Origin of the sequence: Mycobacterium sp. 050134 (assembly GCF_036409085.1) — a bacterium.
Classification (GTDB): Bacteria; Actinomycetota; Actinomycetes; order Mycobacteriales; family Mycobacteriaceae; genus Mycobacterium.
In genome coordinates this window covers 47,782-61,020 of the sequence record NZ_JAZGLV010000018.1, presented here as the reverse complement: position 1 = coordinate 61,020, position 13,239 = coordinate 47,782, and the positions used below count along the sequence as shown (strand labels likewise).

The window sequence follows — 13,239 nt, the reverse complement described above, 5'->3', positions numbered from 1 at the left end:
TCGCCGGCTAACTGCCCTGGCCCCCTCTCCCCCACCCGTCCGGGTCCTCGGCGTCCCGCTCCCAGGTCCCCGGCACCATCGGCAGCCGCGGACCGTCGCCGAAGCCCCCGTCGGCCAGCTTGGTCAGCCCGGCCGCCTGCGAGACTGCCTCTTTGCGGGCCGTGCCGGCGAATCCCAGTGCCCCGGCACCGTTCTCGGACGCCACCGGGGCATCGGGCTCGCCCCAGTCGGGGTCGACGTCGACGTTCATGTCCGCGAACTGGTCACCGTGATCACGCAGCGCCGTGCGGCGCCGCCGCCGCGCCCGCGCGTCGGCCCGGCACGCGGCCGCCGCCCCGGCCGCGGGAATGGTCGCCGACGGCGCCTTCGCACCGGACCGTCCGCCCACCGTCGGCCCCAAAGCCGGTCCCCAGTCACCCGGCCCGGCAACGGCATAGGCGATGCTCCCCGGCGCCGGCGCTGCGGCCGGCGACGCGCTCGCCGGGGCGCTCGCGCCCGTCGCGGTCGCGGGCGCGCCGGGCGCGGGATTGGTCACCGGCGACGACAGCCCCGCGGCCGGGAAGCCGTGGTGCTGCGCGGGGCCGGGCTCCGGCGCGACGGCGAGGGCCGCGTCGGGCGCGGGGGCCAGGTCGACCGTCCCCAGCAACGACAGCGGTATCGAGAGGCCGGTGGCGATGGCGGCCGGCAGCCACAGCGGTGAACTGAGCAGCGTTCCCCACGTGCCGAAGCCGACGGGGATGAAGAAGGCCTGGTAGGCGAGCGCGAACAGCAGCGGCCCCCAGGTGACCATGGCCGCCGACGGGTTGGTCGCGAAGTCGATGAGTATCTGCTGCGTCTGCGCAACGGGATTGGTGAGGAAGTTCATGATCAGGTCCCCGCCGGGCACCGACTGCAGGTAGGACTGCAACAGCTGAAGGATCGCGTCCGAGCCGTTCAGCGCCGAGCCGGAATCGGCGGCCGGTGCCGCGGCGGCCGACTGCGCGGAGTCGGAGGTGATGACGACGGGCGCCGCCGCGGCGCGCGGCGCCGACGCGAGCGCCGCGCCCGTGGCGGCCTGGTAGCCGCTCATCGCGGCGGCGGCCTGGACCCACATCCGTACGTAGTCGGCCTCGTTGAGCGCGACCGGAATCGTGTTGATGCCGAAGAAGTTCGTTGCCAGCAGCACCCCGTGGATGATGTGGTTGGCGGCCAGCTCGACCAGGGTGGGCATGGCCGCCAGGGCGCTGCCGTACGCGGTCGCGGCGACCTCGTGCTGCGCCGCGACGCCCGCGCTGTCGGCGCTGGCCTGCTGCAGCCAGCCAAGGTACGGCAGATGCGCGCCCACGTACCGCTCGGCGGTTGGCCCCTGCCAGGCGCCCGACTGCACCGCACCCACGAGCCCGCCCAGTTCGGCCGCCGCCGAGGCGTATTCGGCGCTGAGCGAGGTCCACGCGCCCGCGGCCGCCAACAGCGGACCCGGGCCCGGACCGGCGCTCAGCAACGCCGAATGCACTTCCGGCGGCGAAGCCATCCAGACGGGGGCGCTCATGCTCAGCCGCCCATGACCCCGTAAGTCGCGGCGGCCGCGGCATCCCCGGCGAGGTAGCTCACGCCCGACTCGCCCACCCCGACACCGGCGCGGCCCAGTTCCTCCACGCCCTGGGCGGCGACGGCGGCGTGCTCCTGCCCCTGGGCGCTGAACCCGGCGGCCGTCTGCAGCGACACGGGATCCGCCGCCGGCGGAACCACGGCGGTGATCGCCGGCGCGGCCGCCGCGTGGGCGGCGGCCAGCCGCGCGGTCAGCGCCTCCACCGCGGCGCTGGTCGCGGCCAGGCCCTCGGGCACCACTCGCAACGTCATAACATTCCCTCCTGTTGCGTTCCACCACTTACGGATTCGCCAACCAGCGGGTTGACCAGCTGCACATACGTCGGGGATTCGCTGTCGCCCAGCAGGATCGCGCGTCCCGCGGGCAGCCGGCCGAACCGCTGACCGCGGATCTTCCCGCTGTCCTGCGGGTTCCCCGACAGCATCAGCGTGGTCGCCTGCAGGTCGTTGAAGCGGCGCAGCAACGGGTTGGTCATCAGCGCGTGCCCTGATCCGGTGGCGCGCCCGGTGACGATCACCCGCAGTCCCAGATCACTTGCCTGCGAAAGCAGTCCGAGCAGCGGGGTCCACGGCCGCTGCCCGACGTACGGGCCGCTCATCGCCGGCGCGTCGGGCAGCTGGTCCACGTCGTCGATGATCAGGTAGTGGGTGTGGCCCGCATACGACCAGTGGGACAACTCGGCCGCCGACAGGCCCGCCGGTGGTCGGCGCGATTCGATCAGGTTCGCCAGCCCCAGCATCGCCGGGATGATGCGGTCGACGTTGGCGGTGTACTCGTTATCGGCGAACAGCGGCTCGTCGACCAGGTGCAGGCGCCGGTCCAGCACGGTGAAGGCGACCTCGTCGGCCGCCGAATGCTCGCGGATGGTGCGGATGATGTGGCGCAGCAACGTGGTCTTACCGGATTTGCTGTCCCCGAACACCATCAGCAAGGGGTTGTCCGCGAAGTCGATGACCACGGGCGCGAGGTCCTCCTCGCGCTGGCCGATGACCACGCGGTCGCGGCCCCGATACACCTCGCCGACCTCCACGGGCGTGAGATTGGTCGGCAGCAGCCGCACCGGCGGTGCGGCGAGGCCGGGGTAGCGGGCGTTGATCGCGGCGATCTGGTCGAGTTCCGGCGCCGCGAACAGGAAGTGCTCGGCGGCCATCGTCAGCCCGCGGCCCGGTTGGTCGTGCGGGACCGCGTCGGCGGGCCGGCGCAGCGCGCCGGCCACCCGCACGTTGCTGTCGCGCGCATCGTGCAGCTTCAGCTCCAGCCGCAGCCCCAGGCCGTCGCGCATCGACAGCGGCACCTCCAGCCAGCTCGGCGTGGTGATGACGACATGGATGCCGTACGCCAGACCCACGTTGACCAGCTCGGTCACCTTGGCCAGCAACGGGTTACGGGTGTTGAACTGGTCGGTGTTGTCGCGGCCGAAGGCGTACAGGTTGTCGATGACCAGGAAGACCTCGCCGTAGCCGTCGTCGTGCGGCGACCCCTGCCGATCGCGGAACGCCTCCCGCCGCTGCCGGGACAGCAGCAGCTGCTCCAGCTCGCCGAAGGTGCGGCGGATCCGGTCGGGCTCCAGTGCGGTCGCGACGCTGCCGACGTGCGCCAGGCCCTCGAGCGCCCGCAGCTGGCCGCCGCCGTAGTCCAGGCAGTAGAAGGTGACCTCCCGGGGCGAGTGCAGGCTCGCCGCCGACAGCATGAACGTCTGCAGCGCGGTGGACTTGCCGGACTTCGGCCCACCGTGGATGACCATGTTTCCCGCCGACGACGCGGCGTCGAAAACCAGCGGATCGCGGCGCATCTCGAAGGGCTTGTCGATCTCGCCCAGCGGCCACCGCCACTGCCGCTGCGGCACTCCCGCGCGGGCCAGCACGGCGGTCAGCGGGGTGGGCTCGTCCAGCGGCGGCAGCCACAGCTGCGGCGCGCGCGGCCCGTACCGGGCCAGCTGTTCGCCGATGGTCGCGATCAGCTTGCGCGGCGGCCCGGCGAACGCCTCATCCTCGCCGCCGGACACCACGGCCGGCTGATCGGGCTCGACGCGGCCCGCGGGAAACAGCTTGGGTTCCGGGATGGAATGCACCACGAACGATTTCGACTTCCGGGGTGGCTCGTAGATTCCGTCGACGTAGGTGCTGCGGAACTTGACCGGCGTCGCGCCGGGGGCGGGCACCAGAAAGCCCACGCCCTTGTGCTCCCTGCCGGATTCGATGTGGTAGGCGTCCTCGACCCCGATGATCTGGCGGGAAACACTGGGGCTGGCCACCTTCAGCCCGATCCGGTATGACGTGTTCTTGTCGATGTCCTTGATCTTGCCGACGTCCAGAGTCTGCGACGCGAACAGGATGTGGATGCGGAAGGAGCGGCCCTTGCGAGCCACGTAGTCGAACAGTTCGGCGTACTCCGGGTGGTCGGCGAGCATCAGTGTGAATTCGTCGGCGACCACGAATAGCGTTGGAATGGGCGGCAATTCGTGGCCCGCGGCGATCGCGTTCTCGTACTCGACCACCGAGTTGAACGCGCTGCCCTGCACGCGGCGGCCGGCCTCGCGCAGCAGCGTCTCGCGGCGGGCCACCTCGCCGCGCAGCGTGTCGGCGAACCGGTCGGCCAGCGACTTCTTCTCGGCCATGTTGGAGATCACGGCGACGACCTGCGGGAAGTCACGGAAGGCGTCCGCGCCGGCCTCACCCTTGAAGTCTGCGTAGATGACGATCAGGCGGTCCGCCGAGTGAGTCGTCAACAGCGACAACAGGATCGACATCAAGGTCTGTGACTTGCCCGATCCGGTCATGCCGATCATCAGGCCGTGCGGACCCATCCCGCCCTCGGCCTCGTCCTTGAGATCGAAGATCAGCGGCTCGCCGGTCGCGGTGACCCCGATCGGCACGCGCAGCTCGTCGTCGCGGCGGCGCGGCGCCCACAGGCTGGGCACGTCCAGCTCCGAGGCGTCTTCGATGCCCACCAGGGTGGTGAAGGTGGCGCCGCGGGTGGCCGCCGACCGCAGCCCGGTGTGGGTGGGGTTGGAGTCCCAGCGCGACAGCCGGCGGGCGAGGTGGGCCGCCTCGTCGGTGCCGAAGGCGTCGGCGTTGTCGATGTAGGGCTGCCAGCCGCCGGTCTGCCAGCGCTCCAGGGCGCCGCCGCGCACGCGCAGGATCGGCCGCTCCGGATCGGAGTACTGCTCCCGGTGCGGTGGCGTGACCGAGCGATGCACGACGGTGATCCCGGCGCGCCCCGCGGCGAGCGCCGACGCGCCCAGGTCGTAGTCGGGGTCGTCGACGACGATCAGCAGGTGCCGCAGCGCCTGGTCGAAGGCCGGCTCCCCGGTGAACGCCGGGCGGTCGAGGAGCGCCGGGCCCAGTTGCGCCACCAGCTCGTCGGGGTCGGTGTTCAGCAGGCGGGCGGGGCCGACACCGTCGACCTCGCCGGGAGCGTCCACGTGCGGCAACCACTTCAGCCAGGACCAGTCCGGGCTCTCGACGTCCCGGGCGGCAAGCGCGACGCCGAGCACCGTGGGGTCGTGCCATGTCACGGCCTGGGCGATCCAGGCGCGCAGCGCCCCGCGCACCTCGTCGGCCTCGCCCACGAGGGTGATCCGCGAGACCTTGGTCAGGTCGATCCCGGTCGGCACGTCGCGGACGGTGCGATGGGTGTCGAGCAGGCCGCGTAGCGCGCTGTGCGACACCGGTTCCAGATCGACCTCGTCCGCGGTGTCCTTGACGCGCAGCGCCGTGTCCAGCGGCACCTCATGGCGGCCGGCGCGCAGCACCAGGAAGTCGTCGTCGTGCGGGTCACGCTCCCACTGGCGGCGCGACCCCGGCACGCCCGCCAGCGCCGCCGGCTCCGGATGCGACCACTGCGCGGCCGCCCGCTGCTGGGCCGCCTGGGTCCGAACGTTGTCGCGGATCACCGACAGGTAACGCAGGTAGTCGGCCCGTTCGGCGTCGACCTCCTCGGTGCGCATCTTGTTGTCGTTGCCGCGGTACATCGCTGTCGCAGCCAGCAGGAGCACGAACGGGAAGAACAGCGTCTGCGGGGAGATCAGCCGCATGCCGGTGGCGAACAGCGCGACGATCATGCCGACGATCAGGATCACCAGGACGTAGGGCATCGCCCGGCGCAGGAACGACGGGGGGATCACCCGCGGCAGTTCGGGCGGCGGCTCGATCGCGATGCTGCCCTTGCGCGTGACGGGCGGAGCCAGCCGCCGGCGGGCTTCGAAGATGAGGCGGCTCATCGGGGCGCTCCTTCGGCTCCTTGGGCGGCTCCTTGGGCGGTCTGTTGGGCGGCAGGAGCCACCCGGCCGGGGTTGGTGTCGGGTGCCAGGCCGTCGTGCGCCAGGAGCGCGTCGGCGCGCGACAGCGTCGGCCCGTTGGCGAACAGCGACAGGATCGACCACGGGACGGGCGTCGGTGTTCCGCTCAACCCCAGGGCCTCAACGGTTTTGCCGTGCCGACCGTCGTCGCGGCCGTCGGTCTCGTTGTCGATGCCGTAGCGCACCCCGGTGTCGGAAACCCAGAACAGCGAGCCCGTCGCCGGTGCGGCCGCGCCGCCGCTCACGGTCTGGGCGTAATAGCCGGTGCCCGGCGGCAGGGCGACCCGGGCGGCCGTCCCCTGCGCACCGCCGCCGACGAGGTCGACGGTGTGCACCGAATCGGGAACGGGCAGTGCCGAACCGGACAGCAGGGTCAGCGAGCTGGTGGCCGCCCCCGCCGGCTTGCTCCAGTGCGCACAGGTGACGGGATCCTTGGCCGGGTCGACCAGCGTGAGCTGCTGGTCCGGGTAGCGCGCCGTGTCCAGCATCCGCGACACCGGCAGCTTGGCGACCCCGTCGGCGCCCAGGCGCGGCGGCTGGTCCAGGCCGTAGGAATTGGTGTTGCGCAGCACCGCGGCGAGCACCGGTGAGACGGGCTGCAGGCCGTCGGGCAGCACCGCGTAGTAGCGCGCGGCGCCCGAGGAATGTTGGTCCAGGGCGTACGACACCACCACCGCCCCGACGGGCCCCGGGACGGGGTAGTTCGCCGGGGACCCCGCGTTGGGGATGGCCGGCGCCGCCAGCGGCGGCGACTCGGGGATGGCGTTGAACAACCCCAGCGCGATGGGCCGTGGGGCCGGCAGGTCGGCACCCAGGCCGAGCGCGTTGGTGACCGCGTGGTCGGCGAGGTTGAGCTGGCTGCGCCGGTCGCCCCAGAGCAGCCAGGCGCCGCCACCCCCGGGGGGGTCGACCAGGACCGCCCGGTTGGAACCGAGTGTGGCCGCGCGCGCGCCGTCGCTGTCGGGCGGCCCGGCGATCACCGTCACGCCGGCGCTGTGGGCGCCCCGCGCGGTGCCACTGACCGCGTCGCACGCCGTCCAGTTCGCGTCGCGCGAGGTGTTCCGCACCATGCGCTCGGGCGCCCCGGGAATCCCGATCAGGTTGCCACGCGGAAACCGGTCCAGCTCAGCGCTTTTCACCGTCGTCGGATTGACGGGCCGGCCGACGATGAGCCGAGCCGAGGTCAGGTTGAGCACCGGGTGCAGGTCGTCGCCGACCCGCACGTAAAGCGCGGCGGTGGACCGATCCGCCAACATCGGGTCATTTCCGGCCGAGCCGGCGGGCCGGATCAGGGAGAACACGAAGCAGCCCACCAGGCCGGTGGCGAGCAGCACGACGCCCATCAGCACCGCCCGCGACTGGGTGCGCAGCGGATCGACCAGCATCCTGGTGTCGTGCAGGGCGATGCCGGAGGCGATTCGGCGCATGACGAAACGCCAGCCGCTGACCTGATGCCGGGTGACGAAGCCGCGGCGGTAGACGACATGGTCGGGGTTGTCGTTGACCGGGGTGCGTGACGTGAACGAACGCCGTTCCTCGGATTCGGGATGCGTCATGCCGGCACCGACAGCCCGAGGCCACGCAGCAGCGGCTCGACCGACCGCTCCACGTCCTGATCGGTGATGGTCATCAGCTCCGCGTCGCTGAACTCCCCGGTGCCAGCGTGTTCCGAGTGGTCCAGCCGGAATTCCCGCTCCTCTTCCGAGCGTTCGACGATGTTGCGGACGAACCGGCCGTTACCCGCGATGTCCAGACTGCGCCGCTCGATGCCGTTGGAATCGGCCGTCGACTCGACGGCGAGCTTCGCGAACAGCGCCTCCATGTGTTGCAGCGCGGCCGGTTCGAAGACGCTGTCGCGCTGCTCGGCCATCTTGTGCGCGATCTCGACCAGCTCGCCCGCGTTGTAGGACGGGAAGTCGATGTTGCGGGTGAACCGCGAGCGCAGGCCCTCGTTGGTGTCCAGGAACCTGTCCAGGTCGGCGCGGTAGCCGGCGATGATGACCACCAGCCGATCGCGGTCGTTCTCCATGCGAGCCAGCAGGGTGTCGATAGCGACCAGGCCGAAGTCGTTCTTGGCGCCGGTGGCCACCAGGGCGTAGGCCTCGTCCAGGAACAGCACGCCGTCCAGGGCGCTGTCGATGATCGCGTTGGTCTTGGCCTCGGTCTCGCCGATGTGCTGGCCGATGAGGTCGGCGCGGTGCACCTCTTTGATGTTCTCCCTCTTCAAAAGGCCCAGGCCGCAATAGATCTTAGCGACGACGCGGGCGATCGTGGTCTTACCGGTGCCGGGCGGGCCGGCGAAGACCAGGTGATGGGTGCGCTGCGCCACCGCGAGCCCGCGCTGCTTGCGCACCAGCTCCATGGCCACCGAGCTCTTCAGGCGCGACACCTGGTTCTTGACCTCGTCCAGCCCGATGAATTCGGCCAGCTGCCGTTCGGCCTCGGCCAACAGCGTGGCCTTGCGCTCGTGCGCCGCGGGGTCGACGAAGTCCTCGGCGCTGGGCTCGGTCGCCGGGTCCCACGGGTCCGTCCGCGCGTCGATGCGGGCCGACGTGGTGGTCACGATCCCAAAGCTGGTGTCGGACAGGGCTTGTTCGATCTGCTCGTTCTCCGGATGGGCGGCGTACAGGTCCTGCAGCACCTCGCTCGCCGACTCCTCGTCGACGTGCGCGCGCAGCACCAGCGCCTTGGCGAGCGCGCCGTCCATCGCGGCGACGGCGACCGGGCCGTCGGGCTCTTCAAGGTAGGACAGCGCGGGGGCGAACATGCCCAGCCGGGCCAACGCGGTGCCCAACGTGATCTTGACCGCGTGGGAGAACGCCTCGTCCAGGCCGGAGTCGTTGACGACCGGGGTCAGCGACTTGACCACGTCCGACCACCGCTCGGCGCGGTAGCGGACGACGACCGCGACCCAGCGGGCCTCCCGCCAGCTCGGACGCTTCTCGGTGAGACCGTTGACAATTCGATCGGCATCGGCGAACCGCCCGGCGCCCGCGAGCGCCGCCGCATAGGCGAGGCGGAAGTCGTCGGGCGTGGTCGCGCGGAACTTCAGGTACAGGCCCGTGTCATAGCGGAAGCCGAGCGCGCCGGGCGCCAGCTCGACCTGCCGCTGCAACGTGCCGGCCGTGGCCGCCGTGCGTGCCACGGCCTCGAGCACGTCCAGGGACTCGTCGCCGGCCGCGGCCAGGCCGGTCCAGGCATCGCACTGGTCGTGGGCGACGCGCGTCAGCGCGGCGAAGCCGGAGCGGGCGGCGGCCAGGTCGGCTGGGCGCCGGCGCTGGTAGACCTCGATGCCCAGGGCGCGGCAGCACGTCGCGAACCGACTAACGACGTCACCATCGACCCTGGCGTCCCCCCTGGCGGCGACGGGCGCGGATGCAAGCATGCCAGTGTCACCCCGTTGCACGGCCGCTTCTTCTCCCGTACATAGCGTTCCCTAACCTAACTCGGCTGAAGTTAGCATTGCATAAGCTAACTGTCGAGGCGCGTCCGCCCGCACTACCCACGCGTTGGCTTCCCTTCTTGCGCCGCCGATGAGGACGCTCGAAGCGTCCCAAGGCCGCATCTACGGCGATCCTCCCCCGGCGGCATCAGCTTAGTGAAAATCATTTTCATTATCAAGACGCTCGGACCCCCACGTGGCGGGAACCATTGGCTTTGCCGGCCCGTCGCCCAATCCCTCGCCCGCCAGGGTGGCCAGACCGGCCGCCCCGACCGCGTCCGCGGGCACGGCCCCGGCGAAGCCCAGGGCACCGGCGCCCCGCGCCGAGGCGAGCGACGGCCCCGCACCTTCGGAATCCAGAAATTCGTGGCGGTACCCGCGCTGCCGGTCGTTCATCCCGGCTCGGCGGCGGCGACGGGCGCGCGCCCTTTCCGCGGCGGGCAGCCCGGCGGCCGCCGCGGCAGCGACGGTGTCGGCAGCCGGCGCCTTCCGCTGGGCGCTGGAGGCCATCCCCGTGCCGGCGCCCAGCGTGGGACCACCGACCACATAGGGGTAGGCGGCGCCCTCGACCCCGGTCGCCGGGGGTGGCAGCGGCCCCGGGGCGGGGGCGGAAACCGGGGCGGGTGGGGGCGCGGGGGCCGGGGCGGGCGTCGACGCCGGTGCGGGGGCGGCGGCGGGGGCGGGTGCGGTCCCGACGGCGGCAAGATGCGGCTCCGGCACCGCGGAGGTCGACACGGCTGGCCCCGGGACCGCGGCCGGCTGGATGCCCGCCAGCCCGCTCAGCCCCGCCTGGCCGCCGAGGGAGGCGACGCCGGCGGCCGGCAACGCCAGCGCGAGCGCCTCGATCTGGGGCCCGAACGTCTGGTAGACCTCGGCCGCGTGGCCGACCTCGTCGGCGACCAGCAGCGGGATGTCGTTCTCGATCTGGGCGATCGTCGCCGAGGGGTTCTCGGGGAATTCCTCGAGGTCCCGTCCCAGCGTCTGGGTGACCTCGGTGACCCGGTTGATCCACCAGTTCAGCTGGGTGGGGTCGCCGCCGTCGTTGTCGATGATGTCGCCGGAGTCGTCGCTTTCGTCACCGCCACCGCCGTCGGCGGCGTGCAAGATCTGCGGCGCCGCCGCGGTTCGTGGCGCGGACGCGACGGCGGTGCCGGAAACCGCCTGGTAGGTGCCCATGATGCTGGCCGCCTGGATCCACATCCGCACATAATCAGCCTCGTTGATGGCGATCGGAATGGTATTGATCCCGAAGAAGTTAGTTGCCAGCAACACCGCGTGGATCGCATGATTCGCGGCCAACTCGGCCGGGGTGGGCATGGCGGCCAGCGCCGCGGCGTAGGCGGCCGCCGCGGTCTCCTGCCGGGCCGCCACCGTGGCGCTGGTGACGCTGGCCTGCACCAGCCAGGCGAGATACGGGCCATGGGCGGCCGCGTACCGAGTGGCGGTCGGCCCCTCCCACGCCCCGGCCTGCGTCGACGCCAGCACGGCGGTGAGTTCGTCGGCGACCGATGCGTAAGTGGCGCTCAGCGAACTCCAGCTCGCCGCGGCGGCCAGCAGGCCGCCCGCGCCGGGACCGGTGCTGAGCTGCGCCGAATGAACCTCCGGCGGCAGTGCCATCCACACCGGCGCGGTCATGGCGCTGACCCCCTACCCCAAGGCTCGACGGATCACCGAGCTCGCAGGTAGTAGTCGCGCCGCGGGACGGAAAAGTTCCGGCCCGATGCGTTCCGGGGCGGTCAGGCCTTGACGGCGCTCACCAGCGTGTTGCGGGCGATCATCGGCCCGGCTTCGGTTTCCGGGCCGGGGACGGGCCGGCCGTTTTCGCGGAGGTAGTCGGCGAGCGGGGTGCCGACAGCCTTCCAGCCGCGGGTCCCGAACCATTCGGTGGCCGGCGCGATGCGCTCGTTGTACACCAGCTGGTAGAAGGTCCGGTCGTCCTCGCCCGAGGCGATCGCGGCGATCTCGTGTTCGAGCTTGGCCTCGAACTCCTCCCGGTCGAGCGGGGCGCCGTCCTCGACCGCGACGTAGCTGCCCCGAGCGGCCAGGCCGTCGATGCCGGTGAAGAGCTGCTCCTGCGCCGCCGCGGGCAGGTAGATCAACAGCCCCTCCGCGATCCACGCCGACGGCGCCGCCGGATCGAAGCCGCCCTCGCGCAGCGCCCCCTGCCAGTCCTCGCGCAGGTCGACCGCGATCTCGCGGCGCTCGGCCCGGGGCTGGGCGCCGTGGGCGGTGAGCACCCCCCGCTTGAAGTCCAGGATCTCCGGACGGTCGAGCTCGAAGATCGTGGTCCCGGCCGGCCAGTCCAGGCGGTAGGCGCGGGAGTCCAACCCCGCCGCCAGGATGACCACCTGTCGCACGCCCGCCGCCGCGGCGCGGCGGAAGTACTCGTCGAAGTACTTGGTGCGAGCGCCCTGGAAGTCGACGAAATGCTCGCCGAAGTCGGGCGATTTGAGGTGGTGGTCGGGGGCCTTGCCGTCCAGTACGTCGGCTGCCGGGCCGCCGACGGCCCGGCAGAACAGCTCCGCGTAGGGGTCGACGGCCAGCGGCTCGGGCTTCTGCGCCTCGAGGGCTCGCGCCGTGGCCACGAACAGGGCCGTCGAGCCGACACTCGTTGTGATGTCCCAGGTATCGCCTTCAGTACGCACGTAATCGACAGTACGCGAACGAGTTACGGGCGTCCGCGAGCGCCGCCCGCACGAAGTCATCCGTTGTCGAGCCTTAATGAAAATGATTATCATTAGTGTTCATGGCGACTCCACGTATTGCCCCCCTTCCGGTAACCGTCCTGTCCGGGTTTCTCGGCGCGGGGAAGACAACGCTGCTCAACCACGTCCTGGCCAACCGGGACGGCAGGCGCGTCGCGGTCATCGTCAACGACATGAGCGAGGTCAATATCGACGCCGCCCTGGTCGCCGGAACCGGCCACCTGGACCGCACCGAAGAGAAGCTGGTCGAGCTGACCAACGGCTGCATTTGCTGCACGCTGCGCGAAGACCTTGTCGAGTCGGTGGCCCGATTGGCGTCCGCCGGCCGATTCGACTACCTGCTCATCGAGTCGACGGGTATTTCCGAACCCATGCCGGTCGCCGCCACCTTCAGCTGGGAATTCGAGGACGGCTTCTGCCTGGGGCAGCTCGCGCGGCTTGACACCATGGTCACCGTGGTCGACGCGTCGACGTTTCTCGGCGAACTTGCGCGCGGCGAGGCGCTGGCCGCCCGCCGCCTCGCTGCGGGCGATGGCGATAGCCGCACCATCGCCGACCTGCTCATCGACCAGGCGGAATTCGCCGACGTGATCCTTCTCAACAAGACCGATCTGGTCAACGAGAAGACCAACGCGACCGTGGCGGCGGTGCTGCGGCGCCTCAATCCGGCGGCGAAGATCATCCCCACCGACCACGGGCGGATGGCGCTCTCGGAGGTCCTGGACACCGGCTTGTTCAACCCGATTCTGGCCGCCGAGTCGCCCGGCTGGGCGGACGAGCTCGCGAACGGGCACGCGCCCGAGACCGAGGAATATGGCATCAGCAGCGTGACGTTCCGCGCTCGGCGCCCCCTGCACCCGCAGCGCCTGCAAGCAGCGCTGGAACAACTGCGGGGAGTGTTGCGCAGCAAGGGCTTCTGCTGGATCGCCAGCCGGCCCGACATCGCGGCGATCTGGTCGCAGGCCGGGCCCAACCTGGCGATCGAGCCGGCGCAATACTGGTCCACCGCCGACTTTCCCGCCGGCCAGGAGATCGTCTTCATCGGTGTCGACCTCGCCCACGGCCAGGTGCTGGACCTGATGCAGGCGGCGCTGCTGACCGACGCGGAACTGGCCGAAGGCCCCCGGGCATGGGTCGGCTATGCCGATCCGCTCCCGCGCTGGGACGCCAGCCACGTCCACCAGAGCTGATCGCTGCCGAGGAA

General features: G+C 71.3%; 8 protein-coding genes. 1 reads left to right on the top strand and 7 read right to left on the bottom strand.

The window, feature by feature from the left end:
* Window positions 1-7: 7 nt before the first annotated feature.
* The 7 genes from SKC42_RS20560 to SKC42_RS20530 all read right to left on the bottom strand — a co-directional run bounded on the left by SKC42_RS20560 (window position 8) and on the right by SKC42_RS20530 (window position 11,975).
* Window positions 8-1,528, bottom strand: a complete 1,521-nt coding sequence (locus tag SKC42_RS20560) for a PPE family protein (protein WP_330966119.1) — start codon at window positions 1,526-1,528, stop codon at window positions 8-10.
* Between the two features lie 2 nt (window positions 1,529-1,530).
* Window positions 1,531-1,839 (bottom strand): PE family protein, encoded by a 309-nt coding sequence (locus SKC42_RS20555; protein WP_085254623.1) that lies wholly within the window; start codon window positions 1,837-1,839, stop codon window positions 1,531-1,533.
* Complete coding sequence (gene eccCa / locus SKC42_RS20550; RefSeq protein ID WP_330966118.1) at window positions 1,836-5,810, bottom strand: type VII secretion protein EccCa; 3,975 nt, start codon at window positions 5,808-5,810, stop codon at window positions 1,836-1,838. Before eccCa ends, SKC42_RS20555 begins: the two co-directional genes overlap by 4 nt.
* On the bottom strand, window positions 5,807-7,444 hold the full coding sequence (gene eccB / locus SKC42_RS20545) for a type VII secretion protein EccB (protein ID WP_330966117.1): 1,638 nt from the start codon (window positions 7,442-7,444) through the stop codon (window positions 5,807-5,809). Before eccB ends, eccCa begins: the two co-directional genes overlap by 4 nt.
* A complete protein-coding gene (gene eccA, locus SKC42_RS20540; protein WP_330966116.1) occupies window positions 7,441-9,294 on the bottom strand; it encodes a type VII secretion AAA-ATPase EccA in 1,854 nt (617 codons plus the stop codon). Before eccA ends, eccB begins: the two co-directional genes overlap by 4 nt.
* A gap of 189 nt (window positions 9,295-9,483) precedes the next feature.
* Window positions 9,484-10,965, bottom strand: coding sequence for a PPE domain-containing protein (locus SKC42_RS20535; protein WP_330966115.1), 1,482 nt, complete (start codon window positions 10,963-10,965; stop codon window positions 9,484-9,486).
* 101 nt (window positions 10,966-11,066) lie between these two features.
* On the bottom strand, window positions 11,067-11,975 hold the full coding sequence (locus tag SKC42_RS20530; RefSeq protein ID WP_330966114.1) for a class I SAM-dependent methyltransferase: 909 nt from the start codon (window positions 11,973-11,975) through the stop codon (window positions 11,067-11,069).
* Between the two features lie 101 nt (window positions 11,976-12,076).
* On the opposite strand from SKC42_RS20530, the gene SKC42_RS20525 reads away from it, so the two are divergent.
* Entirely contained in the window at window positions 12,077-13,225 is a 1,149-nt protein-coding gene (locus tag SKC42_RS20525; RefSeq protein ID WP_330966113.1) for a GTP-binding protein, read from the top strand.
* The last annotated feature ends 14 nt before the right edge of the window (window positions 13,226-13,239 follow it).

What these genes read in the sequence shown, in the direction of transcription:
- SKC42_RS20560 (WP_330966119.1), bottom strand. Translation starts at nt 1,528, where the DNA reads ATGAGCGCCCCCGTCTGGATGGCTTCGCCGCCGGAAGTGCATTCGGCG.
- SKC42_RS20555 (WP_085254623.1), bottom strand. Translation starts at nt 1,839, where the DNA reads ATGACGTTGCGAGTGGTGCCCGAGGGCCTGGCCGCGACCAGCGCCGCG.
- eccCa (WP_330966118.1), bottom strand. Translation starts at nt 5,810, where the DNA reads ATGAGCCGCCTCATCTTCGAAGCCCGCCGGCGGCTGGCTCCGCCCGTC.
- eccB (WP_330966117.1), bottom strand. Translation starts at nt 7,444, where the DNA reads ATGACGCATCCCGAATCCGAGGAACGGCGTTCGTTCACGTCACGCACC.
- SKC42_RS20535 (WP_330966115.1), bottom strand. Translation starts at nt 10,965, where the DNA reads ATGACCGCGCCGGTGTGGATGGCACTGCCGCCGGAGGTTCATTCGGCG.
- SKC42_RS20525 (WP_330966113.1), top strand. Translation starts at nt 12,077, where the DNA reads ATGGCGACTCCACGTATTGCCCCCCTTCCGGTAACCGTCCTGTCCGGG.